The organism is Campylobacter concisus (genome assembly GCF_902460705.1).
GTDB classification, from domain to species: domain Bacteria; phylum Campylobacterota; class Campylobacteria; order Campylobacterales; family Campylobacteraceae; genus Campylobacter_A; species Campylobacter_A concisus_Z.
The window spans coordinates 138,883-164,463 of sequence record NZ_CABPUP010000001.1; the positions used below are offsets into that span (position 1 = coordinate 138,883).

A 25,581-nucleotide genomic window follows, 5' to 3' on the forward strand; every position below is an offset into this window, starting at 1 on the left:
TGTTTTAACTCTCTTTATTTTTGTCAAAAAGCTTAAGCTATGCTTTGCTAAAATGGCTCACTTTAAAATTTTTCAGGAATTTAAATGCTGCATGATGTTATTGATTTTATAGTTGCTAGTGTAAGTAGCTGGGGTTATGCTGGCATATTTGTGATGATGTTTTTAGAAAGCTCATTTTTTCCATTTCCAAGTGAGGTAGCGATGATACCAGCTGGTTATTTGGCGCATAAAGGTGAAATGAGTTTAATTTTGGCCTTTCTTGCAGGTACGCTTGGAAGCCTGCTTGGAGCTATTTTTAACTACTATCTTTGCTACTTTTTGGGGCGTGAAATCGTTTTAAAATACGGCAAATTTGTGGGAATCACTCACGAAAAAATGGATAAATTTGAAGCATTTTTCAATAAACACGGCGAAATTTCTACATTTAACTCACGTCTGATTCCTGGCATTCGCCAATACATCAGCCTACCAGCTGGACTTGCCAAGATGAATATATTTAGATTTTGTCTATTTACCACACTTGGAGCTGGGATTTGGTGTGCTGTTTTGCTTGGAGTTGGCTATTTTCTAGGTTCAAATCCTAGCAAACAAACACTTTTAATAATCACGATCGCTCTTTTAGCTGTTGTTGCAGTAATAAGTGCCATCTATATAATAAAGCAAAGAAAAGGCTAAATACATATAAAATTATGTAAAATTTAATGTATTTTATAAAATTTTTACTTGTGATATTTAGTTAGATTTAACCTAGCAGATCGCCCTCATCTTCTCTAATCTAGCTAAATTTCTTGAAATTTTATCTAGCTCAAATTTACTGAATACTTCATCACCAGAATAGAAAAATCTAACTTTTGGGGCTTTATTTAAAGTAGAAATTTTTATTCCAAGCTCACTTATAAGGCGGTTTATTGTCCCTTCGTTGCCATCAATTATGCTTATATTTGGCGGCAAAATTTCTCTTAGACTATCTTTAAAATAGTTAAAGTGCGTGCAGCCAAGCACCAAAAAGCTAAATTTGCTTAGATCAAATTTAGCTAACTCTTCTTTTAGATATGATTTTACATTCTCGGTGTCAAATTCCCCATTTTCAGCAAAATTTACAAGGCGTGGTAGAGCGAGCAGCTCAGTTTTATCTTTTGCGTGTAAATTTGCGATCAGCTCTTTTAGTTTTGCACCATTTACGGTGACCGGAGTGGCTATGACAAGCGTCTTTAAGGCATCATTATGGCTTAAGTCATGAGCTTTTTTTACAGCTGGCTCCATGCCGATTATGGGTACATTTAAATTTGCTCTAAGCTCTTTTATCGCCACGCTTGTTGCCGTATTACAAGCTACTACAACGGCGTTTGCGCCATTTTCTGTGAGAGATTTCACCGCATCAAAGCTAAATTTTAAGATCTCATCCCTGCTCTTTTGTCCGTATGGGACATTTTTAACGTCTGCGTAATATAAAAATTCATGCTCGCTAAGCTTGCTTAAAGCTTCATTTAAGACACTCAGTCCGCCAAGCCCCGAGTCAAATATACCTATCTTCATGCCCATCCTTAAAGCCTGCAATTATAGCAAATAATATCTTTGTAAGCCGTTTTTTATTATACTTTGGCACTTTTTAAACTTGGAGTTAAATTTTGGCAGTTGATAAGATCATTTTCTATCTTTGTTCGACTTTGATCGCTATAAGCATTATTTTTTCACTATCTTTGCCAGTTTTTACGGTTTTATTTTTTAATTACGACGAGTTTCACTTTTTCATCCGCCAGCTTATTGTTGGTTGTATCGGAATTTTCATTATGTGGTGGCTCTCTAGGCTCAATCCCGAAAAGACGCTTGTTTGGATAGGGTTTGGCCTTCTTATATCTTGCGGTATCGCCATGGGGCTAATGCATGCATTGCCAGCTTCAATGGTAACTGACGCTGGTGGTGCTAGGCGTTGGATTAGGCTACCTGGCTTTTCGCTAGCTCCAGTTGAGTTTTTTAAAATCGGTTTTGTCTACTTCTTGGCTTGGAGTTTTACTAGAAAATTTAGTGAAGGCAAAAGAACCTTGCTAGATGAGATTAAGATACTTATGCCTTATATTATTCTTTTTGGTGTTGCCATCTTTCTTATCGCTGTTATGCAAAATGACCTTGGTCAAGTGGTTGTGCTGGCACTTACATTTGTAACGATGGCACTTTTCGCAGGAGCAAGTGCAAGACTTTTTAGTATAGGTATCTTAGGAGCTGCTTTTGTTATGACAGTAGCGATAATCAGCTCTGAGCATAGAATTTTACGTATAAAGTCATGGTGGGGCACGATACAAAATATGGTACTTTCTTTCTTGCCTGACAGCGTTGCAGATGTATTAAGAGTGGCTGATGCGCCAGAGCCATATCAAATTTCTCACTCATTAAACGCTATAAAGCATGGCGAATTTTTTGGCGAAGGGCTTGGCGCTGGTATCTTTAAGCTCGGCTTTTTAAGTGAGGTCCATACTGACTTTGTGCTAGCTGGTATCGCTGAAGAGGTCGGTGTATTTGGTATTTTGTGTATCGTAGCTATATTTATAACGCTACTTTATAGAATTTTTAGAATTTCAGCTAGAAGCGAAAATAAGGTCTATCATTTATTTACGCTTGGTGTCGGGCTTATCTTATCGTTTTCATTTTTAATGAATAGCTATGGCATCACATCGATCACGCCTATCAAAGGTATTGCTGTACCATTCCTTAGTTACGGTGGTAGCTCCGTGCTTGCGATTTGTATCGGTATCGGCATGGTTTTGATGGTTAGCAAAAGGGCAAAATTATGATTATTATTTGCGGTGGAGGCACTGGTGGGCATTTAGCGATCGCAAGAAGCTTTTGTGAGGAGCTTAATGCTCGTGGCATTAAGCCTATTTTTATTGGTTCAACTAGTGGTCAGGATAAATTTTGGTTTGAAAATGACGAGAATTTTTTACAAAAATTTTTCTTACCAAGTAGTGGCGTTGTAAATAAGAGAGGCTTTGCTAAACTAAAATCACTAACAAATATCGTAAATCTTGCTCTAAAATGTAGGAAAATTTTTAAGCAAAATGGCGTTAAGGCAGTCATTAGCGTTGGTGGCTATTCAGCAGCTCCAGCGGCTATTGCAGCCATTATCTCAAAAGTACCACTTTTTATCCACGAACAAAATGCTGTAATGGGCAAATTAAATAAAATTTTAAAGCCCTACGCGAAAGGCTTTTTTAGCTCTTATGATGAAGTTTCGCCCTACCCTTACCCTGTGGCAAAGAAATTTTTCGATAGTGCAAGAGTGAGAGAGGAGCTAAAGACTATTTTGTTTTTGGGCGGCTCGCAAGGCGCAAAAGCGATAAATGAACTAGCTATAAATTTAGCTCCATATCTTAAAGAAAAGGGCATAAATATAATTCATCAATGTGGTAAAAACGGCTTTGATGAACTTAAAAAAAGATATGATGAACTTGGCTTTAATGAAACGAATTTAGAAATTTTTGAATTTAGTAAAGAGATAGAAAATAAGATGAGCAAGGCTGACCTTGCCATATCAAGGGCTGGAGCTAGCTCGCTTTGGGAGCTTTGTGCAAACGCCCTTCCATCTATCTTTGTGCCATTTCCTTATGCTGCTGGTAATCATCAGCTTTATAACGCTAAATTTTTAAAAGATAAGGGCATTGTTGAAATTTGCTTGCAAAATGGAGAAAATTTAGACAAAGATGAAGTTATAAGAATGATAGAAAATTTTGATCTAAACAAAAGCAGTAAAGCTCTAAAAGAGATCCTTTTGCCAAATGGAGCAAAAGAGATAATTGATAAAATTTTAAACTAGCTCCTCGCCTATCGCACAAGCTTTTAGTTCTTTTAGCTCAAAGATTAAGTAGTGATAAATAAGCTCATTTGTGTTTAAAATTTTTGCACTAAAGACTGGTTTTATCATAGTTATTATCTTGTCAGTTATGCCCGCGATCTCCACCAACAAAAGCTCATCTTTGCGTTGCTTCGCAGCCTTAATACAATTATAAAAGAACGTATAAATTATCTTAAAATTTTGCAAAATAACATTTGAAACTATCCTAGAATGAATATGCAAAACATTATGTATACGCTCTTGTAGAGTATTTAGCTCCGCAAGTAGTGATTTTATTTGAGTAGTATCTGTTGTCCTAGAAAAGAGATTTTTTGCTTTATTTTTGTTTTGTATTTGATACTCTGCTACCAAAATTTCTATTATATTTAAAATGGCGACATAGCTTTCTTGTAAATTTTCATTTGCCTTAAAGCTCACACCGTTTTTCTCAATTTTATAATTTAAGCTTCTCTTTATCTGCTCCAAATAAGTACTAATGTTTTCATAATAGTCCTCTGTATTGAAGACACTTTTAAAGAAATCGCTTTCACCTTTTAAATTTGTAAGCTTTTTTTTAAGTTCATCAGCATTTTTATTAAACTCAACAACTCCAACTGCCAAGCCGATCTCGTGCTCACTATTTTGTTCTAATGCTGTCAAACTTTCTTTTAGTACCGAAATTTGTTTTTGAATATTTTGAAAATCCATTTTTTCTCTTTTAATTTTTTTGCTTATTTTACTATAAAAATTATGAAGTTTGTCATTAAGAATTAAAAAGATGGGTCGCTCATAATTTCACTACCTCTTTTGCAAGTAATTGTTCTTTTGAGATTATATATTCCGCAATCTCTATACTATATATTATGTTTATACAAATACCTAAAGTGAAACTGTAGATTCAAATTTTATCAATAAAGTTCTTTAACTCCTTTGCCTATGCATCTCCTAGATTCTACTTACCTTTGAGCCTAAGGTACAGCCCTTATATTTTCCTTTATGAATTTTTACATGGTATATCAATTGATACCACCCGTAGTAGATGTATTCTTATTTGTATTTTAAAAATCTTTCTTTACGGTTTTCAGGACTTCTAAAGGTTTTTTGTTTAAATTTATCTATTATCCATTCAAATCCTCTCTTCGTTTTTTGACGATAGTTTAGACTATAAGTTTCCTAAAAAACGTATATTTTTGTATGACGCCGCTATCTAAATATTTTATGTTCTTTTACTATTTTTAGGTATTTTGTTGTAGAATTGCAAAAGTATTTTTAGAGGGTGAAAGTAAAAAATGAGAATTTCGGCAATTGATCTTTTTTGTGGAGTGGGCGGACTGACATACGGTCTCCAGTCGTCCGGTATCAAAGTAAAAGCCGGAATAGATTTAGACGCTAGCTGTAAATTCATCTACGAAACGAATAACCGAACGGATTTTATATATAAAAGCGTTAAAGACGTTGACGGAAGCGAATTAAATAATATTTTCGGCGACTGCGACGTTAAGATATTGGTTGGATGCGCCCCGTGCCAGCCGTTTTCTAGCCACCAAAAAAACAAAAAAGACAGGAGCTCTCATAGAGACTGGGGGCTTTTATACGAATTTTCTAGATTAATCAGACAAACGGCACCCCAAATAGTATCGATGGAAAACGTGCCGTCGTTAAAAAAAGAAAAAGTTTTTTTAGACTTCGTAAAAGATTTGTCCGATATGGGCTATAACGTAACCTATAAAGTACACGACGCTTCGGATTACGGCGTGCCGCAAAGAAGATTAAGGCTGCTGCTGCTAGCGTCGAAACTCGGAGAGATTAAATTTGCGGAGTCTAAAAAAGAAAAAATTTTTATAAAAGACGTTATAGGCGATTTGCCGCGGATCCGAGCCGGCGCGACGGAAAACCGCGACGATCCGCTACATATATCTTCCGCCCTTTCTCCCGTAAACGTCGAAAGGATAAAGCAATCCAAGCCCGGCGGCACGTGGGAAGATTGGGATGCCGATATATTGCCGCAATGCTATAAAAAACCTACCGGGAAAAGTTATAAATCGGTTTACGGGCGGATGGCATGGAACGACGTAGCTCCCACTCTCACTACGCAGTTTTATAGCTACGGGACCGGTAGATTCGGGCATCCCGAGCAAAATAGAGCCATATCTTTAAGAGAAGGCGCCCTACTGCAGTCTTTCCCTAAAAATTACGTATTTTTTAAAGACGAAAAAGACGTCTCTATAAAGAAGCTAGCGAGATATATAGGCAACGCCGTCCCCCCTAAGCTAGGCGAGCACATAGGCCGTAGCATCAAAGCTCATTTAAAAACCTACAACGTCTTTAAATAAATCGGATAAAATTTATGAAATCTAACGTATTTTTCCATCTCGTCTTCACTTATGCCGTCTAGGGCGATTTTCCCACTCTTGTTATTTCTTGGTAGTTTAGGGTTTAATTTTAAAACCTCTTTTTGAGACAAAAAAGGTACGTTAATTTCTTCATAAGCGTATTCGCCTTCTACTTTTTTTATTCTAAAATCCCATTTTGAAAATTCGGGGCTTTTTAAAAATGCTTTTTCGTCGTCTTTTTTTATTATAGTTCCCGTCAAAGTAAGCATAAGCGCGTTGTCTTGATATATGTACGAAGACGTGGGCAAAAACTTCTTATCGCTTCCTCTGGGCGACGCCTCTTCGGCTATCGTTAACAGATGCCTTAGTACCGCCTTAGGATATTCTTTATGCGTAAAAACCTCTTTTTTGTATATAAATTCGTTAAACGAGCCGCCTAATCTTTTTTGAAGCACCTCTAGTCTTTTGTCGTTAACGTCGTCGCGGCCGCCTTTCGCTATATCCGCAGGATTGGCGTTTACCGTAATTTTTACGATACTGCCTACGTCGACTTTTTCTACGGCCTCTTTAAACGTTTTAATGCAGTGTTCTTTAAAATCCGTATAGTCTAGCCACGCGACGACTTTACCGAGCCTCTCTCGATATCCTCCGCGCTTTTTCTCAAAATCGGGGTAGCTGTTTATAAAATTCTCTATACCCTCGTTTTTATATACTATTTTTGAAAAAGGCGCGTTAAATTTTTGTCTCTTAAAGGTTTCTTCCTCCGTCTCGTACGATATAAAATACTTAAAATCGAAATATTCGTACATCTTTTTAAAATCCCAAGAAAAAGGCCCGGCCATACTTACGTAAGAGTATTCGCTAGGTTTTTCCTTTAGATAAAGCAGTATCAAACGTATCTGTTCGATAAAAAGGTATCTTTCTATCTCTTTTCGTATCCTAAGGTGATACGGCAGGCTGCTTCCCGAGCTCATACGCTTAACCCGCGTTTTATTCTCTTATATACGCTCTCAAAACACTTTAGCCCTATTTCGTTCTTGTCGTATTCGTCCGAATCCGTAAAAGACGCGGCGACCTCCTTTATCATTTTTTTATCGGCCTCGAATTTTATCGTCGTTTTACTATCGTCTTTCTTTTTGGATTCGGGGATCGGCAAGCTCATAGGTTTATACGTCGTGCCGTTCCGCTTGGGGTCTTTTATCATGAGCGGTATGACTTTCTCTATGTCTATATATTCGCTTTGCTCGATAACCTCTTTACGCTCGGCGCTTCTATCGTTTTTCCATTTATTAGTATAGTCTTTAAAATACCTAGCCCCCTCTATCATTTTTTGCCTAACTTCAAAAAACAGATCCGACGTCGTATCGACGCCCTTTTTCGTAGTCGTCATCGGTAGCTTAGACGGATCGTCGCTCTCGAAATTTACTATTCCTACTATAGAGTTAAATTGATAGTGAAACTTAGGCAGACCGTCTCCCCATCCGGTAAGCATCGTCTTGTCGGCATACACCACGACCCTATTGTTGCAAGCTATCGTCCATCCCGCGTCTATCCTATCCCCCTGCGGCCCCTCCGGGATATCCTTAGTCGGATCGTATTCGTCCGGCTGTCCTATTAATCCGCATATTATAGTCGTTTTTAGCCCGTCTTCTTCTTTTTGGTAAAAATACGGCTTCATATTTAAACTATCTTCTTTACCGAATAAAAATTTTATATCCTTGCCTTTTGCTTCGACGTCGTTTAGCACTATTTTAAAACCGTTTTTTAGAGCGAAAGCGTAATACACCGATATTTTTTTCAATAAAGAACTAGCAAACGACGAACTGCTAAATAGAGTCGAAACGCCCGGGTTTATATCTTTTACGACTATCCTAGTCCCTCTTTCCTCTATTTTTTCTTCGGCTTCCGACATCGTAAGATCCCACGCGTCGTCGTTTTCTAGCCATTTTTTATCTATCTTTACGCAAAAAGTATCCTTATCGTTTTTCGTGGTTATTTTTATATCTTTTCCCATTTTAAAAACGGATCTTTTCATGCCTATACCGTATAGTCCGACCGTAGGCAGCTTCTCTCCGCCGCTAAGCTCGCCGGGTCTGCCCATCCTAAAGGCGTATTTTTTAGCGACCTCCGTAGGTATGCCCCCGCAGTCGTCTTCTATTATAAATTCATCCTCTTTTATGCTTATACTTACGCTGTATTCGCGATACTGCGAGACGTCTCCGCCCGTTACTCTAAGCAACCCGTCTAAAGAGTTGTCTATCAGATCTAAAACCGCATCGTCTAGGTCTATATCTCTAGTAAGCATGTGAACGAAAAAACTCTTAGCCGGAGAGCCGTTTATTGTTTTATTATCTATCATCTTTTGCTCCTTTTTGCTGCCTTATTTTATATTTATATCTCTTAAATTTTTCGAAAGTCTCTAAAAGTTCCCGACTCTTTAAAATATTTTGCTTAAATCTTTATTCACATAAGCTGGAATATAGGCTATTTTTATATTCCACACTAGCTTGCACGTTCCACTATTTTTTTTAAAACAAGTTTTATATAAGTTATTATTCATAACAAGTTCTTAAAAACCAAAAAAATTAAAGTTAAGCAAAATTATAAACAAAAGACAATAAAAATACTATTTTAATGATGAAAAAAAATAAAAAGAAATTTAAAAAACAGGAAGATGGTGCGCCCGAGAGAATTCGAATCTCTGACCTTTTGAACCGCAATCAAATGCTCTATCCAGCTGAGCTACGAGCGCACAAGAAAGTTAAGTCGAGATATTAGCCAAACTTTCCTTAAAGAAAAATTGTATTCATTTTAATTTTATAACTGTTTTAGTAAAATCTGATAAAAACAAAAGGAGCAAAGATGAATGATTTTTTCGATAGTTTAAAAGAGATAAAAAAAGAACTTACTAAAGAGCAAGGTGAGATCAAAAAAACTCAAAAAGAAGCCGTTTCTCATACAAAAGAAGAGGCGATCTCGTATAAAGAGAATAAACTAAAAAACGAATTTGCAGAGTACATTAAAGATCAAGATATAAGAAAAATATAAATTTGGAATGCTTATTGCTAAAACATGTAATATTTTATGTGGAGTAGGCAATGAAAGTTACGCAAACATTAGAATCTCTAAGCATTTTAACCGATAATGACACTTTGTTTCGTGAGCTTAGAGATATGATAAGCAGAAATTTTACAAAAATTTTATCTAATAAAAATAAGGTTATTTCGTTTTATGAAGAGAGCGAGATCCCACAACGCAAGTGCTTTTTAAAATTTATAAAAAAACTTTATGAAAAGCAAAGTGATGATAAGCTTGATATTCGTTTTGCAAACTATAAAACCATAAAGCTTGGCTTTGTTCAAAAAAATACCCTAACTCCAGTCATTAGCCTAAACGTAAAATTTTTAAAAAATGAAGTCAAGTTTGAACTAAAAGATGCACTTTGCAGAGATTTTGCTAGCTACATCAGCGAGAGTCTGGTAAAAAGCAATGTTACTTTTAGCAAAAATGATAATTTTTTAAACATCACCATCTCAAATGACAACGACATAAACACATTAAACAAACTGCTCTACAAAAGAAGCTATCCAAAATTTAGCGTAAATTTTATCTATGATGAAAAAGACTACAAAGCCTTTAAACAAGGTATAAAAATAAAAAGCTCAAGTAAATTTGTAAGCAGATTTTCTGTGCTTGCAAATTTGCTTGAGGAAAATTTTGAGATTTTGGGTTGCAAAAAAGATGATGACTTTGAAACCATCAGACAAAGCTACCTTTCGCTCGTAAATATCTATCACCCAGATAGGCACGCCAACAAAAATCCTCTCATACAAGAAGAATACGCAAAGAAATTTAAAAATATTCAATCTGCTTATGAGAGCCTAAAACCATACTTTAAAAATCAAGAAAATTTTGTAATGGTTGGCTAGAACACGGCTTACCACAATGGCTATTAAAGAGAGCAAAAATGAATGGTGAAATGTTTAATATTTGCGCCATTATTGTTGCCGCAAAGCAGGCCATAAAGTCAAATTCTCCTATCCTATATAATGGCACTAGCTACGAAAATAGTATAAATTTTTACTTTCTCTCAGGCCATAGGGCAAATGGCGTAAATAAGTGGTTTGAGCACGCATTAAAACTTGGATTAAGCGATGTAAGACTTGTTGCAAATTTAACTGGCTCATCAGATGAACGTTTATTGCTTAGCTTTTCAAACTCTACCGCAAAATCGATCATTTGCATTTTTAAAGAGCACATAAGCCGCTTCGCACCCTACTGGAAATACAACAAAGATCAAAGAGGCTGGGACATAATATATAAAGAATTTGGTCTTGAAAAAGATGTAAATTTAGAAAATTTCAGTGACAACACAGAGGCTTTTGTGGACACACTTACCAAGATAGCAGCCTTTGCAGATGAGATAGAGTGTGAGAATTTTGGTGAGTGTTTTCGCAGGGCATTAAAATCACTTAGATCTTCAAGCAATGATGATCAAAAGATATTTAATGCACCGCTTATGCCAAAGAAAAATTTAGCCCTTTTTGCTGCGGCAAGCTTAGCTGATGTATTTGGCGGTATGGGCTCTTGGAATGACGACGCAGCAGGCTTGGCACGGCATAAAAAACGTGCTAAAGAGTATGATGAGCTTAGTAGTGAGCTTTTTACACAGATGCGTAAGGCCATACTTTTTGCTGTATGAGTGGTAGCTAGCCGTTTATCTGATAGACTCTTTTTCGCTGGCTTGAGCTGCCGATGTTTAGAATTTTGCGGTATTTTGTGATAGTTCGGCGAACGATTTGGATGTTAAATTTAGCTTGGATTAGCTCTTGAATTTTTAGATCAGAAAGTGGCTTTTTGTGATCTTCGTCTTTAATGAGCTCTAGTAAAAATTCTTTTATCGCGGCGTTTGAAGTCTCTTCGTCAAAGCCAGTTGAAAAGAAATTTTTAAGTGCGACCGTGCCTCTTGAACAGCTTAGATATTTGTTTGCGATCGCCCTTGATATGGTTGATGGATTACGCCCAAGCTCATCTGCTAGGTCTTTTAGCTTCATGGGTTTTATGTCACCACCCAAAAAGTAGTCATACTGATACTCAACTATCATGAGCCCTATCTTATAAAGCGTCGCTTTTCTCATCTCAAGGGCATCTATGAGCTCGCTAGCCTCTTTTATGCGCGAGCTTACAAAAGCCTCTTTCTCGTCTAATCCCTCAGTATCAACCAAAATTTTAGGATAATACTCATCATTTATCTGCACGCTTATGCCACTACTTGTGCTTAGTACGAAGATATCAGGCACCTTTTGGCTCGCCTCTTCTAGATACTCGATAGCTGGGGGATTTTTAAATTTTTTTATGATCTTTAGCGCGTCGTCATAGAATTTAAGCTTTCTAAGTTTTTCTATATTTTCAAAATTTAAGATGATCTTTCTTGCGCACTCTATGATCTCTTCGCTTGACTCTGCCTCGCCAAGCTGAAACAAAAAGCTCTCTTTCACATCCTTTGCGCCCACGCCACATGGCTCAAGGTAGGCAAATCTCGCCCTAACCCGCTCCACTTCACCTTCATTAAAACCCGCAAAAAATTCATCATCATAAGAAAAATATCCCTCGTCATCTAAACACTCAATGATCTTATATGCGATATCTTGTGACTTTTGTGTGGGAAAAAGTGGTGGATTGATCTGACTAATTAGCTTTTCATAGAGGCTTTCTTTATAAATGCTTAAAGCCTCGATGCTCTCACTGACCGAATTTCTACTAACGTGTTCAAAAAAATTTCGCTTTTTTTCACTTTTTTCTAAATTTTTATGTTCGATCGTGGCAAAAGGATTGTCTTTTATAAAAGGCTCGAGCGTCTCTTTTAGCTCATCAAGCCCGCTTTGAAGGATGGGAAGCCAACTTCTTAGCGTTTGGTTTAGTTTGATCTTTGGCGCTAAAGTTTGCTTTTGCCTTAGCATCATCTACTCAAGTAGCTTAAATTCTTCGCCAAGATAGTGCGTTCTTACGAGCTTATTGTTTGCTACTTCGCTCGCACTGCCACTTGCTAGTAGCGAACCGTCCTTGATAACGTAAGCTCTGTCGCAAATAGCTAGTGTCTCACGGACGTTGTGATCTGTTATCAAAACGCCGATGCCTAGCTTTTTAAGGTCTCTAACGATACTTTGGATGTCGCTAACTGCGATAGGATCGACGCCTGCAAATGGCTCATCGAGCAGTAAAAATTTTGGCTTTATGATGAGACTTCTAGCGATCTCACAGCGTCTGCGCTCGCCACCACTTAGACTAACACCCTTTCTTAGGCGAATAGGCTCAATGTTTAGCATATTAAGCATCTCATTTACTCTTTTAGAGATATCTTCTTTGCTTTGATTTAGAATTTCAGCGCCAAGGAGCAAATTTTCTTCTACGCTTAGCTCTTTAAATATGCTTGACTCTTGCGGCAAATAGCCAATACCAAGGTGTGCTCTTTTATGAAGCGGGACATTTGTGATCTTTTCGTCGTTTAAAAAAACATCTCCGCTAGTTGGCGAGATGAGCCCGCAGATCATATAAAAAGTGGTCGTCTTTCCAGCGCCATTTGGCCCAAGAAGCCCCACCACTTCGCCACTATTTACCTCTAAAGATATACCTTTTATGATCTCACTTTTTTTTATCGTCTTTTTTAGATCTTTTACTTCTAGTTTATGCACTTATAACCTCGTATTTTCTGCCATTTTTGCTAGGAGAAATTTTTACTAATGTATAGCTCTCGCCGTTTTTCTTTAGAGCTTTTTCTAAATTTTCATCGCCCCACTCTACTAGATGAAGCCCCTCTTCAAACAAATTTTCAAAAAGGCCATTTTTAGCCATTCCATCAAATCCGATCTGATAGATGTCGTAGTGGTAGATATCTTTACCATAAATTTGCATCAAAGAAAATGTCGGCGACGTCACGCTATCTTCTATACCGTGAGCCTTGATGATCGCCTTTACAAGCGTCGTTTTACCACTTGCTAGATCGCCACTTAGTAGCACCACGCCACTTTTTGGAAGCACCTGCACAAGCCGGTCAAGCTCATTTTCTAAAAGCTCAAAAACCATCAAAGCTCTTTTACATATTCGCTCTGGGCGCTTTTTGGTATGCTTTTTGTAGTTGGGATCGCCAGCACCTCATATCTCGCCTCACGAGCTAGAAATTTGATGCTAACCACGTCGCCTATCTTAACATCTTTTGCTGCTTTTGCCTGCATGCCGTTTATGCTCACAACGCCGCTTTTACACATATCTTCGCTAACGGCACGCCTTTTGGTGATATTTACTACGTTTAAAAATTTATCTACTCTCATGCGGCGGATTTTAACAAAAATAGCCTTAAATTTTTAATCCTTTAGATATTTTAAAAGCTCTTTTAAATTTAGAGGTATGACGCTGCCATGGGTTTCATTTTTAAAAAGCTCAAAGTGAGAATTTATGCCACTTTGCTTTAAAATTTGGGCTAGATCGCTCGCCTTTAAAATGCCAGCTTTGTCAGTTTTGCCCTTTCTCTTTTCAAGCTCGCCAACGCTAAGAAAGACGAATTTAGCCTTTAGTTTCTCTTTAAATTTATCCCCACTCACATTTTGCTTTAAAATTTCAGACCCACCCCACCAAAGAGATGGTGAAGCGATAAAGAAATTTGAAAATATGCCCTCATTTTTAAGCATCGCATAGAGCGTAAAAAGGCCGCCAAAAGAGTGTCCATAAAGGCTTTTTTGGCTATTTTGCACGTTAAATTTCTCATCAATTAACGGCACTAAATTTCTAGTTAAAAAGTGGTAAAACGCATCTGCGCCACCACCTTTGCTAAACTCCTCACCCTCTGCCTTTGGGGTGAGGTCTCTCGTGCGTTTTTCTACCTCGTAGCTTTTGTTCGTGTCATATCCTATGCCTATTATTAGCGGGGCAGCCTTGCCATCAAATTCGTTTAAAAGCATGTTAAACTGGGCGTTTGCGTCAAGCAAGAAAAGCACGTTTTTAAACTCATCTTGCCCCTTTAGCTTGGCTGTGAAAATTTTATAAATTTCACCATTTGCGCTCATTTTAAAGCTTGAAATTTCAAATTTACGAGCAGCCATCTCGCTTAATGGCTCTGGCGTTTGACTAGGCCCTGCGTGCAAAATTTGAGTCACACCAAGCGTAAAAAGCAAAAATTTAAAGGCTCTTACCATTTTGCAGCGACCTTAAACCAAAATCTCCTGCCCTCTTGCGGATACCAGTAGTAGTTGCCGTCGTCTGCTAGCGCCTCATCGTATCTTACTTTATCAAAGATATTGTAGGCATTTAGGCTAAGTGTTAGGTGTTTATTTGCATCCCAGCTTACACCTGTATCAAATGTGAGTAAATTTTTGTCATTTTCACTCACTTTGTTGCCAGGGCCAAATTTCACGCTAGTAAGCTTACTCTCATAGTTTGTGGTGAAGAATGTTTTTACGCTCTTAATTGGCTTATAAGCAAGTGTTGCATGAAATGCGTGCTCTGGCGTTGCTGTAAGGCTTTTTGCATCAAGTCTGCCAAGATTTGTCTCACTAAATTTCATAGGGCCTCTTGGCGTATTTATCGTTGGGTTGCCAGTTTTTATCTTTGACTTATTATAGGTGTAGTTTGAGCTTAGATTTAGATTTGAAAGGATGTCATAGTCGCCACTTAGCTCCACTCCCCAAACGGTCGCACCCTCAATGTTAAAGTAAGTTCCCCAGCCAGGGCAATTAACACTTGGCGCACCTGAGCAAGTACCAAAGGCTGAAATTCTATTTACATTACTGCCGTCGGTATCTAGGATCTTGTCTTTAAATTCATTTTTAAAAAACATTACCGAGCCTCTAAAATCAGCCTGATTGTCATAATATACACCAACTTCATAAGTTATGCTTTTTTCTGGCTTTAGATCTTTGTTTCCAAAATCAACTATTTTCCAGCCGCCTTGGATAGTGCCGACCACAGGAGAAATTTGATTTACATTTGGCGTTTTATAGCCAGTTGCTACGCCACCTTTTAAACTTAGCGTATCTGTGGCGTTATAGACTAGGTAGACTCTTGGCGAGAGGTGGTTGCCAAAAAATTCGTTGTGCGTAAGCCTTGAGCCAAGCGTTAAAAATAGCTTCTCTTCTAAAATTTGCCACTCATCCTCGATAAATCCTGCATGCTCGCTCATTGAGTAGCTTTTTGGGCTTTCAAGGCCATTTTTTGAGGCGTTTGAGACGATGAAGGTCGTGCCGACATTTTGCTTGCTAAAATCATAGCCAAAAGTGAGTGTATGCGCACCAAAAAACGTTGTAAATTTAGAGTTAAAGTTATGATTTTTAGCTTTTGCAGGTATGAATTTATCAAAAAGGCTCGTTCTTTGTGTCTGATCATAGATGTAGCTAAGATCGGCGTTTAGGCTATCAAATTCGCCAAGATAACCCACACCATAGCTCTTTTTCTCATAATCATATGCGTTTAAAGCTTTTTTTCTTATATCTGGATCGGCTGACTTGCCAATGGTGCGTGAGTAATCATGCCTTTCGTTTGAGCCAAGGATGTAAAATTTATTATGTTCATCTGGCGTGATCCAAAGTTTTGCGCTTAAATTTCTCTTATCGCTCTTTTGATAGCCACCGATGTAACCATCTTCATCTCTTAGCTTTTTATATCCCCAAAGCTGAAGTGCGAAAAGCTCTTTATAAAGAGGTAAATTTAGATAAAAGTCGCCTTGCCTACCATCTCCTATGCCTTTGTGAGTGTTTATCGTGGTTGAGATGCCGACGTTGCCGCTAAATTTTGAAAAGTCCTTTTTGGTAATGATATTGATAACGCCTCCAACCGCGTCGCTACCATAAAGCGAGCTCATAGGGCCACGGATGACCTCTATACGCTCGATCGCCTCGGCTGGCGGGATGAAATTTGAGTTCATATCCCCTGCTCCGCCCTTTGGGTTGGCGCTACTTGAATTTACTCTTTTACCATCAATTAAAACTAGTGTTTGAGAGCTTTCCATACCGCGTATCGAGATACCGCTAGCCGGACCATCCTCACCGCCAACGACATTTACGCCTGGCACCTTTTGAGCGATAGAGTGGAGCGAAGTAAAGCTATCTTTTGTAAGCTCATCGCCGCTTATCACGCTTATGCTCGCAGGAGCCTCTTTGATCTGCTGCGAAAAGCCACTAGCACTTACTACAATGCCATCAAGTTTTGTTTCGTTATTATCTTTATGCTCTGCTGCAAAGAGAGAATTTGCCACACAAATACTAAGGCAGATGGCAATAAATTTTGTTTTTCTCACGACTATCCTTTTAAAATTTAATTTGAAAAGGTTTGAAATTTAACAAAGTATCTTTTAAAACAATATTAATTATCATAATTTTAAATAGTAATCTTTTTTATAAAATTTTCTAAGAAAAAACTTACATTATTCATTAAATTAATTTATTAAAAATTAATCAATTTAGGCTAAAATACGACCATTTTAATAAAAGGAAGAGCTATGAAAAAAGGCGTAAAAAAAGTGGTTTTAGCATACTCTGGCGGACTTGATACAAGTATCATTTTAAAATGGCTTCAAGATGAATATAACTGCGAAGTAGTCACATTTACAGCTGATATCGGACAAGGCGAAGAGCTAGAGCCTGCACGCAAAAAAGCCTTAGCACTTGGCGTGAAGCCTGAAAATATTTTTATTGAAGATTTAAGAGAAGAATTTGTACGTGATTATGTATTTCCAATGTTTAGAGCCAATGCAGTCTACGAGGGCGAGTATCTGCTTGGCACATCGATAGCGCGCCCGCTAATAGCAAAACGCCAAAGCGAGATCGCAAGGCTTGTTGGCGCTGATGGCGTGAGCCACGGAGCAACAGGCAAAGGCAACGACCAAGTTCGCTTTGAGCTTGGATACTACGCACTCGGCGACAACCTAACTATCATCGCCCCATGGCGCGAGTGGGATCTAAATAGCCGTGAAAAACTTTTGGCATACGCTGAGAAAAACGGCATAGATATAACCAAAAAACCAGGCAAGAGCCCATACTCAATGGACGCAAATTTACTTCACATAAGCTATGAAGGCCTAGTACTTGAAGACCCGAGCCACGCACCAGAAGATGATATGTGGAGATGGAGCGTTGACCCTAAAAATGCCCCAGATAAGAGCGAAATCATCAAGATCGGCTATGAAAAAGGCGATCCGGTTAGTATAAATGGCAAAAAAATGAGCCCAGCTGAAATTTTAACCGAACTAAACCGCCTTGGGGCAAAACACGGCATCGGCAGACTTGACATAGTAGAAAACCGCTCTGTTGGTATGAAGAGCCGCGGCTGCTACGAAACACCTGGTGGCACGATAATGCTAAAAGCTCACAGAGCGATAGAGAGCATCACGCTTGACCGCGGTGCAGCTCACTTAAAAGATGAGATCATGCCAAAATACGCCGAGCTAATTTACAACGGCTACTGGTGGTCACCTGAGCGAAATATGCTTCAAGCTCTCATTGACAAGAGCCAAGAACACGTAAATGGCTCAGTTAAAGTTGAGCTTTATAAAGGCAATGTGACTATCCTTGGCAGAAGCAGTAAAAATGATAATCTATTTAGCGAGGCATACTGCACATTTGAAGAAGATAGCGTTTATGATCAAAAAGATGCAGCTGGATTTATCAAACTAAACGCGCTTCGCTTCATCATCGCACGCAAAAATGGGCGAAAATTTGACTAAGAAATAAAATTTAAAAGGATAAAAATGAAAGTATTATTAATAAAAGATGTAAAGGCGCTTGGTAAAGCTGGCGAGATAAAAGAGGTAAAAGACGGCTATGGCAATAACTTCTTAATCGGCAAAGGCTTTGCAAAAGCAGCTACTCCAGACGTTCTTCGCCAATATGAAGCAGCTCAAAAAAGAAAGGCTGAAGAGCTAAAATACGAGATCGCAAATTTAGAAAAGCTTAAAGAAGAGCTTGAAAAAGTGACAGTTGTCATCAAAAAAACTCTTGGCGCAAATGGCTCGCTTTTTGGCTCAGTTTCAAAAGAGGAGATCGCGGCAGAGCTTGAGAAAACGCATCATTTAGTTGTTGAGAAAAAAGCGATCGATATGGACGCTCACCTAAAAGCAGTTGGCCTTTATGACGTTCATGTAAAGCTTGGACACTCGATAAATGCGAGCTTGAAGGTTGATGTGCAAGGAGAGTAGATGTTTCATGCGACAACTATCTTAGCCTACAAAGGCAAAAATAAAGCGGTCATCGGCGGCGACGGACAAGTGAGCTTTGGCAACACCGTCTTAAAAGGCAATGCCGTAAAAATTCGCAAAATTCACAACGGCAAAGTTCTAGCTGGCTTTGCTGGTAGCACTGCTGATGCGTTTAATCTTTTTGATATGTTTGAGAAAAATTTGGAGCATACGAAGGGTGATTTGCTAAAGGCGGTGATAGAATTTAGCAAAGAGTGGCGCAAAGACAAGTATCTAAGAAAGCTTGAAGCGATGATGCTTGTGCTTGATAGGGATAAAATTTTCTTACTTAGTGGCACTGGGGATGTTGTAGAGCCAGAAGATGGCAAGATAGCAGCTATCGGAAGTGGTGGCAACTACGCACTTTCGGCGGCTCGTGCCTTAGATAAATTTGCCGATATCGACGAAGAGGAGCTAGTCAAAGAGAGCCTTAAGATCGCCGGAGAAATTTGCATCTATACAAATACAAACATCAAAACTTATGTTTTAGAATAAGAGAGAAAATGAACTTAACACCAAGAGAAATTGTTAAATTTTTAGATGACTATGTGATCGGCCAAAAGGACGCCAAAAAGATCATAGCGATCGCACTTCGCAACCGCTACCGCCGCATGAAGCTTGAAAAGAGCTTGCAAGATGACATCATGCCAAAAAATATCTTGATGATCGGCTCAACTGGCGTTGGTAAAACTGAGATCGCAAGGCGTCTTTCAAAGATGATGGGACTACCATTTATCAAGGTCGAGGCTAGCAAATATACCGAGGTTGGCTTTGTTGGCCGTGATGTTGAGAGTATGGTAAGAGATCTTGCTATGGCATCATATAATCTCGTAAAAAACGAGCAAAGTGAAAAAAATCAAGATAAAATCAACGCCTACATCGAAGAAAAGATCGTCTCAAAGCTACTGCCACCATTGCCAAAAGGAGCAAGCGAGGAGAAGCAAGCAGAGTACGCAAAGAGCTATGAAAAGATGCTAAATAGGCTAAGAAACGGCGAGCTTGACGAGCTAAGCATCGAGATCGAGGTACAGCAAAACCCACTTGAAGCTGGCTCAAATGTGCCACCTGACATGGCGCAGATGCAAGAGAGCTTTATAAAGATAATTGGCATCGGTGGCAAAAATATCAAAAAAGAGATGAAGGTAAAAGACGCTAAAAAAGCTCTTCAAAGCGAAGCAAATGATAAAATTTTAGACCTTGAGAGCATAAAAACTGAGGCTTTAAGAAGAGCTGAAAACGAAGGTATCATCTTTATAGACGAGGTCGATAAAGTGGCCGTTGGCTCAGGTAGCTCAAACAGGCAAGATCCTAGTAAAGAAGGCGTACAAAGAGATTTACTACCGATCGTTGAGGGCTCAAATGTAAATACTAAATTTGGAAATTTAAAGACAGATCACATTTTGTTTATCGCAGCTGGCGCCTTTCATATAAGCAAACCAAGCGATCTCATCCCAGAGCTTCAAGGTCGTTTCCCACTAAGAGTCGAGCTTGATAGCCTTGATGAGGACGCGCTTTATCAAATTTTAACTCAGCCAAAAAATTCGCTTTTAAAGCAATACATCGCACTTCTTTCAACTGAAAATGTCGAGCTAGAATTTGACGATGAAGCGATAAAAGAGATAGCCAGGATCGCTCATGCTGCAAATGAAAAGATGGAAGATATCGGTGCTAGACGCCTTCATACGGTGATCGAGCACGTGATAGAAGATATCAGCTTTGAGGCTAGCGAAAAGAGCGGCGAGAAGATAAATGTGACAAAAGAGCTTGTAAAAGAGCGCCTAAAAGACGTGGTTGAGGATCAAGATCTAGCGAGGTATATACTTTGAAATCAGGCTTTGTTAGCATCATAGGACGCACAAATGCTGGCAAAAGCTCATTTTTAAATGCGCTACTAAACGAAAAGATTGCCATCGTTTCACACAAGCAAAATGCAACTCGCAGAAAGATAAATGGCATCGTGATGAATGGTGAAGATCAGATCATCTTCACCGACACGCCAGGACTTCATGAGAGCAACAAGGCAATAAATCAACTGCTAATTAGCCAAGCTATAAAATCGATGGGAGACTGCGATCTCATCGTATTTTTAGCGCCCATCCATGATGACACAGAGGACTATGAAAAATTTTTAGCTCTAAAACCTGAAAAACCACACATACTAGTGCTAACAAAAGTAGATGAAAGCTCAAACGCAAAAGTATTAGAAAAGATCACTCAATATCAGAAATTTCAAGATAAATTTGCATCTTTGCTTACTTTTAGTACCAAGCAGCCTACATATAAAAAACCACTACTTGATGAAATTTGCAAACTTTTGCCAGAGCATGAGTACTTTTACGATCCAGAATTTCTTACGCCGACAAATGAGAAAGAAATTTTTAGAGAATTTATACTTGAAGCGATCTATGAAAATTTAAGCGACGAGATCCCATATCTTAGTGATGCGATCATAAAAAGCGTCAAAGAAAAACCAGGTATTACTGAAATTTATGCAAGTATCATCACGGAGCGTGAAATTCATAAAAGTATGATCATCGGCAAAAATGGTGAAACAATAAAACGAATAGGAATTTTTGCAAGAAAGTTAATACAAAATTTAACCGGATCAAAGGTCTTTTTAAAGCTCGATGTAGTCGTTAAAAAAGGCTGGAGTAAAGAAGAAAAGAGCCTTAATAAAATAATTGGATATTGATTTTTTATTGTAAAAATATTAAAATACAGCCCAATTAGAGCATTATGAGGTAAATTTTTATGTTAAAGCTTAGAAAAATTAACGATAATCCAATCGTTACACTAGACCCTTATGAATATGAAGGTTTTAGATTTTCTAATAGCAATGTCGATACGCTAAGTCTTTCAAAGAATATTCTAAAGCGAGACTTTTTTATATCTTACATCGAGTACAAAGATATAATAACAGCTACCATAAATATATCAAGAACAATAGATGATGAGGATATTGAAAATAATATCTCAATAAAAATTTACGAAGAGCTCTCTCTTGATCCTGCGATTGACTATAAAATAGTTTATTTTGAAAGTAATGTTGAAAAAGAAGATAGAATTTTTAATGTTTTTATTGCTACAAATGAAACGATAAATAAAATTTTTAAAAATATTTCTAAAAGAGTACCTTTTATAGATTATGTTGTTGTAGAGCCACTTTTATATAGTGCTATATATAAAAAAGGCTTACTTCCTAGTACTCAGAGTGATTGTTTTTTGACATTTAGGGCCGATGAAGCATTTATAAGCATTTATGTAAATGGAGAATACCTTACATCAAGAGGTTTAAGATACACACTAAATTATCTAAAAGATAAATTTATAGAGCAAAGCGGCGAAAGAGTAAGCCTAGAAAGCTTTTTAGACATCCTAAAGACAAGAGGACTTTTAGATAGCAATGAAGAAGGCTTTAGCTACGATCTAAATACTGTTTTTGAGGACTATATATTTTACGTAAATGACACGATAAATGTTGTCAATAGAATCTATAGCATAAATATAAAAAATATCTATATTGACTGCGACTATAAAATAGAGCGTTTTGAAAAATTTATCAATACAAAGCTCGGCACAAATGCTACGAAATTAAATACAAGCACTGTAATAAATTCTAAAAATTTAGCCATTAGTGAACGATATAACATGATGGCTTTGTATGCAAATTTTTACAAAAAAGAGGCCTTTAATGCTGATTTTAACTTCTCAAATTTGCTTAGACCTGATCCGTTTACAAAAAGAAAAAGTGGTAAATTTATACTGACATGTGCCGCTGCTTTTTGCCTAAGCATGTCCTACCCGCTTTATAATTATATAGCTGGTAGTATTTTAGAAGGAGATTCGCAAAGACTAAGCGATGAGCTTGATGTGCTTAATGCGCAAGCAGCACAAATAAGAAGTACTCTTGAAAGACTAAAAAAAGAGCAAAACGATATAAAAGGATTAACTGATAAAGAGGAAGAAAAGTTAAATTTTAGAAAAGGATTGCTTCAAGAAATTGAAAACAAAAAAGATCATTACGTAATGAAAGGTTTAAATCTTTTTGAAATTACCGATATGATAAACAATAATAGCGTTTTTATAACAAATATTAAAAATAACGATAAAAATTTAACTGTAACGGTTGTTAGCGATAATGAAAAAAGGATTACGCAGCTAATAAAAGATATTAGCAAGATGCCTAAATATTCAGTAAATACAAAAAAAATTAAAGAAGATAGGCAAAACAACGAGTATGAAAGTAATATAAGTATAGAGATTAGACAATGAGACAAGACGTTTTAAGTAAAATAGATAAGTATTTTGACGCAAAAAAACAAAGCGAAACAAATATAATTTTTTTGGGTTCAGCCTTAATTATTATTTATATTGTTTATATGCTTTGCTTTGATCCGTCGCAAGATTTTTATGATGAAAGATTTAATTCGCATACTAAAATTAGCAATGATCTTTCAAGAACAAGAGATTATTTAAGATCAACCAGCTCACCTAGCGGGGATAAAAATTTTAAAATAAATGAAGAGTCCAAAATACTTGAAGCGCTAAAAGGCAAATATTCTAGCGTTTTAAAATTTAATGCTCATTTTGATTCAAAGCTAAAAGAACTATCATTTTTATTATTTAACGATCAAAATTGGGCAAATTTTTTAGACAACATCGTATCTTTAGCAAAGCAAAATAATATAAAAATTTTAGAGTTAAAAAGCGATATAAAAGAGCCAAATTTCCAAAAGATTGAGCAAATTTTAAATATTGACTTGACATTTTTGGGAGGTTTTAAAGATATGCTTTCATATATAAATGGCCTTGAAGAATCAAAGCTAGTAGTTGATCTTCATAAAATGGATGTAAATTCTACCCAAAAAGAGCTTGGCGCTAAGATCTCAATATCTGTTTGGGGGATGAAATACTAATGAAAATAAAAATTTTATTGGCTTTTTTATTTTTAAATATTGCTTTTGCTAATCAGCTTCAAGAGGAAATGGACTCTTATGATAAAATTTTTGAAAAAATAAAGGAAAAAAGAAGCGGTCTTAGCGATATTGAGCTTTCGAGCATAAAAAATCCTTTTAAACAAGAACCTATCAAGACGGTAACAGATCAAAATTCATCAATTGCCCCTCAGGCTTCAAAAGGGCTTAGTTTAAAAGCAATTTTATTAAATAAAGCAAATATTGATTCCAAGTGGTATGCTGTCGGTGATATTGTTGATGGCTACAAAATAGCTAACATTACTAAAAATAGCGTTTTTTTAGTAAAAGGCGATGAAAAACAAGAGCTAATTTTAAAAAATGGAAGTAAAAATGTTGAGATTAAGATTAAATAAAATATTAATAATGGGTGCACTCATTTGCTTGAATATGAATTATGCTAGTGCTAATGAGAGTAGTTGTTTAAGCAAGAATTTTAATATGAAAATTTCAGATGATGTTGCACTAGTAGATGTGTTAAATCAGCTTTCAGAGATGTGTAACTTTAGTATTGTTGCAAAGGACACTTATAGCAAAACAGAGCTAAAAGATAAAGTTTTTGGCGTTAATATCAGAAATATGAGTCTTAGCGAAGTTTTTGACCTGCTTTTAAGTGAGAAAAATTTAAGCTACGAGTTTTCAAATAATGTATTAAAAATTTCATCTTTAAAAACTCAAATTTTTAAACTAGACTATATAACTTCTATTAGAGAAGGAACTGCTGTCACCCAAGCTTCAGTGGATGCTACTCCATCTGAAATCTCTAGTGGTTCAAGTAGTAGCGATAATTCCCAAGATGATAGTTCTCAAGGCTCAAGCAACCTTATAAAAACTACTGAAAGGTTTGACTTTTGGGAAAAACTAGATGCTGAGCTTAAAGCTATTTTAAATAATAGTAGCGAACATATCACAGCGCCTGATCCTATCATAAATCAAAACGCAGGCCTTATCACTGTTACAGCTACCCCTTCTCAACTTAAGCGAGTCGAAAAATATATAGATGAAATGCAAAAAAGACTAAAAAAACAAGTAATTATTGATGTTTCTATTATCTCAGTTGAATTAAATAATGAATACAAGCAAGGCGTTGACTGGAGTAAATTTGAACTTGGATTTAATACATACATTGGCAATTCAAGAAACAATCCAAGCTCAAGTACTACTTGGACAAATAAAGGCAATAGCCTAAGCGATGGATTTGGACGTACATTAAATATCGCAGCTAATTTAAATTTTAGCCTTGATGGAATGATAAATTTTCTTGAAACAAATGGAAAGACAAAGGTTATATCAAGTCCAAAAGTAACAACACTTAATAATCAGCAAGCACTAATCTCAGTTGGTGATAACATAAACTACCGTGTTCAACAAAAAACTGACAATGGAAACAGCAATAGTGATAGACTAACAACTACCTACAAACAATACTCTGTTTTTATAGGCATATTATTAAATTTATTACCAGAAGTCTCTGATAATAACAAAATCATGCTTCGAATCAATCCATCGCTTAGTAACTTTAAATACGCTGAAGACGACACAAGACAAAATGCGTTAAGAGAGATTGCTCCAGATACGGTGCAAAAGAAGCTATCAACTGTTGTTCAAGTTGATAGCGGTGACACTATTATTCTTGGTGGATTAATAGGCCAGACAAAGGGTAAAAATAATACTTCTGTGCCTCTTCTTTCTGACATCCCACTTATAGGTGGTGTCTTTAAAAGCACAAGAGACAATATAAAAACAACAGAACTTATCTTTGTCATCACTCCTCATGTAGTTGATTTTGATAAAAAAAAGCCACTTAATCAATCATTAAAAGACTTAGGTTTTTCTAAAACGATCTATGAATAACAAGAATATTTATACAGATATAAAAGATATCTTTATCAACGAAGATGAAGTAGCTGATTTTGTTAATCTAGATAACTCAATCACTTGTTACAATAAGATCGTCTCGGCTCTAAAAAAGCCATTAAAGCTTATACTTTTTTATGGCAAGCCTGGTAGTGGAAAGACCTTTTTGTTAAACAAGATAGCCTCTGATCTTCAAAAGGATAAAAAATTAATTTTTTTCCCGCATCCTTTTTTTAGCGAGGCTACATTTATAGAAGCTCTTTGTGAAGATATATACGGAAATAAACTTGATAATATAAATAATTTTGAAAGTTTTGTCGCATACTACTCAAAAGAATTTAAAAATAAAGATGAAATTTTACAAAACCAAAT

27 protein-coding genes and 1 tRNA gene are annotated in these 25,581 nt (G+C 36.9%); 17 read left to right on the forward strand and 11 right to left on the reverse strand.

Going from position 1 to position 25,581, the window contains the following annotated elements; all coding sequences use genetic code 11:
- The first annotated feature begins 84 nt into the window (after nucleotides 1–84).
- Complete coding sequence (locus tag F3G75_RS00615; RefSeq protein WP_149716177.1) at nucleotides 85–675, forward strand: DedA family protein; 591 nt, start codon at nucleotides 85–87, stop codon at nucleotides 673–675.
- Nucleotides 676–747: 72 nt separating this feature from the next.
- On the opposite strand, the gene murI is transcribed toward F3G75_RS00615, so the two are convergent.
- Entirely contained in the window at nucleotides 748–1,536 is a 789-nt protein-coding gene (gene murI, locus F3G75_RS00620) for a glutamate racemase (protein WP_149716178.1), read from the reverse strand.
- 92 nt (nucleotides 1,537–1,628) lie between these two features.
- Here murI and F3G75_RS00625 point away from each other — a divergent pair, with 92 nt between their 5' ends.
- Both F3G75_RS00625 and murG read left to right on the forward strand, forming a co-directional pair.
- Complete coding sequence (locus F3G75_RS00625; RefSeq protein ID WP_149716179.1) at nucleotides 1,629–2,789, forward strand: FtsW/RodA/SpoVE family cell cycle protein; 1,161 nt, start codon at nucleotides 1,629–1,631, stop codon at nucleotides 2,787–2,789.
- The gene (gene murG / locus F3G75_RS00630) at nucleotides 2,786–3,808 is read left to right on the forward strand and encodes an undecaprenyldiphospho-muramoylpentapeptide beta-N-acetylglucosaminyltransferase (protein WP_149716180.1); all 1,023 of its coding nucleotides are present in this window, start codon (nucleotides 2,786–2,788) and stop codon (nucleotides 3,806–3,808) included. Before F3G75_RS00625 ends, murG begins: the two co-directional genes overlap by 4 nt.
- Here the strand turns inward: murG and F3G75_RS00635 are convergent.
- Complete coding sequence (locus F3G75_RS00635; protein WP_021091403.1) at nucleotides 3,800–4,534, reverse strand: hypothetical protein; 735 nt, start codon at nucleotides 4,532–4,534, stop codon at nucleotides 3,800–3,802. The two genes, murG and F3G75_RS00635, sit on opposite strands and share 9 nt — an antisense overlap.
- A 581-nt stretch (nucleotides 4,535–5,115) precedes the next feature.
- Here F3G75_RS00635 and F3G75_RS00640 point away from each other — a divergent pair.
- Nucleotides 5,116–6,159 carry a DNA cytosine methyltransferase gene (locus tag F3G75_RS00640; RefSeq protein WP_149716181.1) on the forward strand — a complete coding sequence of 348 codons (1,044 nt, stop codon included), beginning with the start codon at nucleotides 5,116–5,118 and terminating at the stop codon, nucleotides 6,157–6,159.
- Here F3G75_RS00640 and F3G75_RS00645 read toward each other — a convergent pair.
- The 3 genes from F3G75_RS00645 to F3G75_RS00655 form a co-directional block, all read right to left on the reverse strand.
- Nucleotides 6,141–7,133: an O-methyltransferase gene (locus tag F3G75_RS00645; RefSeq protein ID WP_149716182.1), complete on the reverse strand. Its 993-nt coding sequence runs from the start codon at nucleotides 7,131–7,133 to the stop codon at nucleotides 6,141–6,143. The genes F3G75_RS00640 and F3G75_RS00645 overlap by 19 nt on opposite strands.
- Nucleotides 7,130–8,518: an ATP-binding protein gene (locus F3G75_RS00650; RefSeq protein ID WP_149716183.1), complete on the reverse strand. Its 1,389-nt coding sequence runs from the start codon at nucleotides 8,516–8,518 to the stop codon at nucleotides 7,130–7,132. Before F3G75_RS00650 ends, F3G75_RS00645 begins: the two co-directional genes overlap by 4 nt.
- A 316-nt stretch (nucleotides 8,519–8,834) precedes the next feature.
- A tRNA-Arg gene (locus tag F3G75_RS00655) sits at nucleotides 8,835–8,911 on the reverse strand.
- Nucleotides 8,912–9,021: 110 nt separating this feature from the next.
- On the opposite strand from F3G75_RS00655, the gene F3G75_RS00660 reads away from it, so the two are divergent.
- The 3 genes from F3G75_RS00660 to F3G75_RS00670 are packed head-to-tail and all read left to right on the forward strand — an operon-like array spanning nucleotide 9,022 to nucleotide 10,861.
- A complete protein-coding gene (locus tag F3G75_RS00660) occupies nucleotides 9,022–9,207 on the forward strand; it encodes a hypothetical protein (RefSeq protein WP_149716184.1) in 186 nt (61 codons plus the stop codon).
- 50 nt (nucleotides 9,208–9,257) lie between these two features.
- Nucleotides 9,258–10,088, forward strand: coding sequence for an adenylosuccinate lyase (locus F3G75_RS00665; RefSeq protein ID WP_149716185.1), 831 nt, complete (start codon nucleotides 9,258–9,260; stop codon nucleotides 10,086–10,088).
- A 38-nt stretch (nucleotides 10,089–10,126) separates the two neighbouring features.
- Nucleotides 10,127–10,861, forward strand: a complete 735-nt coding sequence (locus tag F3G75_RS00670; protein WP_149716186.1) for a hypothetical protein — start codon at nucleotides 10,127–10,129, stop codon at nucleotides 10,859–10,861.
- Nucleotides 10,862–10,868: 7 nt separating this feature from the next.
- On the opposite strand, the gene F3G75_RS00675 is transcribed toward F3G75_RS00670, so the two are convergent.
- The 6 genes from F3G75_RS00675 to F3G75_RS00700 are packed head-to-tail and all read right to left on the reverse strand — an operon-like array spanning nucleotide 10,869 to nucleotide 16,444.
- On the reverse strand, nucleotides 10,869–12,119 hold the full coding sequence (locus F3G75_RS00675; protein WP_223154403.1) for an RNA polymerase factor sigma-54: 1,251 nt from the start codon (nucleotides 12,117–12,119) through the stop codon (nucleotides 10,869–10,871).
- 3 nt (nucleotides 12,120–12,122) lie between these two features.
- On the reverse strand, nucleotides 12,123–12,851 hold the full coding sequence (gene lptB / locus F3G75_RS00680; protein ID WP_002940487.1) for an LPS export ABC transporter ATP-binding protein: 729 nt from the start codon (nucleotides 12,849–12,851) through the stop codon (nucleotides 12,123–12,125).
- Nucleotides 12,844–13,242 (reverse strand): tRNA (adenosine(37)-N6)-threonylcarbamoyltransferase complex ATPase subunit type 1 TsaE, encoded by a 399-nt coding sequence (tsaE, locus tag F3G75_RS00685; protein ID WP_149716188.1) that lies wholly within the window; start codon nucleotides 13,240–13,242, stop codon nucleotides 12,844–12,846. The genes lptB and tsaE overlap by 8 nt, the downstream gene beginning before the upstream one ends.
- The gene (locus F3G75_RS00690; protein ID WP_149716189.1) at nucleotides 13,242–13,487 is read right to left on the reverse strand and encodes an RNA-binding S4 domain-containing protein; all 246 of its coding nucleotides are present in this window, start codon (nucleotides 13,485–13,487) and stop codon (nucleotides 13,242–13,244) included. Before F3G75_RS00690 ends, tsaE begins: the two co-directional genes overlap by 1 nt.
- 33 nt (nucleotides 13,488–13,520) lie before the next feature.
- Entirely contained in the window at nucleotides 13,521–14,348 is an 828-nt protein-coding gene (locus tag F3G75_RS00695; RefSeq protein ID WP_149716190.1) for an alpha/beta hydrolase, read from the reverse strand.
- Nucleotides 14,342–16,444 (reverse strand): TonB-dependent receptor domain-containing protein, encoded by a 2,103-nt coding sequence (locus F3G75_RS00700; RefSeq protein WP_223154398.1) that lies wholly within the window; start codon nucleotides 16,442–16,444, stop codon nucleotides 14,342–14,344. Before F3G75_RS00700 ends, F3G75_RS00695 begins: the two co-directional genes overlap by 7 nt.
- A 201-nt stretch (nucleotides 16,445–16,645) precedes the next feature.
- On the opposite strand from F3G75_RS00700, the gene F3G75_RS00705 reads away from it, so the two are divergent.
- From F3G75_RS00705 to F3G75_RS00750, 10 genes are all read left to right on the forward strand, one after another.
- Nucleotides 16,646–17,869: an argininosuccinate synthase gene (locus F3G75_RS00705; RefSeq protein ID WP_149716192.1), complete on the forward strand. Its 1,224-nt coding sequence runs from the start codon at nucleotides 16,646–16,648 to the stop codon at nucleotides 17,867–17,869.
- 24 nt (nucleotides 17,870–17,893) lie between these two features.
- Complete coding sequence (gene rplI, locus F3G75_RS00710; protein ID WP_103618499.1) at nucleotides 17,894–18,340, forward strand: 50S ribosomal protein L9; 447 nt, start codon at nucleotides 17,894–17,896, stop codon at nucleotides 18,338–18,340.
- Nucleotides 18,341–18,874 (forward strand): ATP-dependent protease subunit HslV, encoded by a 534-nt coding sequence (gene hslV / locus F3G75_RS00715; RefSeq protein WP_002940451.1) that lies wholly within the window; start codon nucleotides 18,341–18,343, stop codon nucleotides 18,872–18,874. It abuts the gene before it with no gap.
- Between the two features lie 8 nt (nucleotides 18,875–18,882).
- Complete coding sequence (hslU, locus tag F3G75_RS00720; protein ID WP_149716193.1) at nucleotides 18,883–20,205, forward strand: ATP-dependent protease ATPase subunit HslU; 1,323 nt, start codon at nucleotides 18,883–18,885, stop codon at nucleotides 20,203–20,205.
- Nucleotides 20,202–21,071: a GTPase Era gene (gene era, locus F3G75_RS00725; protein ID WP_149716194.1), complete on the forward strand. Its 870-nt coding sequence runs from the start codon at nucleotides 20,202–20,204 to the stop codon at nucleotides 21,069–21,071. Before hslU ends, era begins: the two co-directional genes overlap by 4 nt.
- 59 nt (nucleotides 21,072–21,130) lie before the next feature.
- Nucleotides 21,131–22,651 carry a C4-dicarboxylate ABC transporter gene (locus F3G75_RS00730; protein ID WP_149716195.1) on the forward strand — a complete coding sequence of 507 codons (1,521 nt, stop codon included), beginning with the start codon at nucleotides 21,131–21,133 and terminating at the stop codon, nucleotides 22,649–22,651.
- Nucleotides 22,648–23,295, forward strand: a complete 648-nt coding sequence (locus F3G75_RS00735; RefSeq protein WP_087585878.1) for a pilus assembly protein PilO — start codon at nucleotides 22,648–22,650, stop codon at nucleotides 23,293–23,295. The genes F3G75_RS00730 and F3G75_RS00735 overlap by 4 nt, the downstream gene beginning before the upstream one ends.
- Nucleotides 23,295–23,708 (forward strand): hypothetical protein, encoded by a 414-nt coding sequence (locus tag F3G75_RS00740; protein WP_188115368.1) that lies wholly within the window; start codon nucleotides 23,295–23,297, stop codon nucleotides 23,706–23,708. The genes F3G75_RS00735 and F3G75_RS00740 overlap by 1 nt, the downstream gene beginning before the upstream one ends.
- Nucleotides 23,686–25,206, forward strand: a complete 1,521-nt coding sequence (gene mshL / locus F3G75_RS00745) for a pilus (MSHA type) biogenesis protein MshL (protein ID WP_149716196.1) — start codon at nucleotides 23,686–23,688, stop codon at nucleotides 25,204–25,206. Before F3G75_RS00740 ends, mshL begins: the two co-directional genes overlap by 23 nt.
- Nucleotides 25,199–25,581: P-loop NTPase fold protein (locus F3G75_RS00750; RefSeq protein WP_149716628.1), on the forward strand; the 383-nt coding region annotated here is incomplete at its 3' end. The genes mshL and F3G75_RS00750, both read left to right, overlap by 8 nt.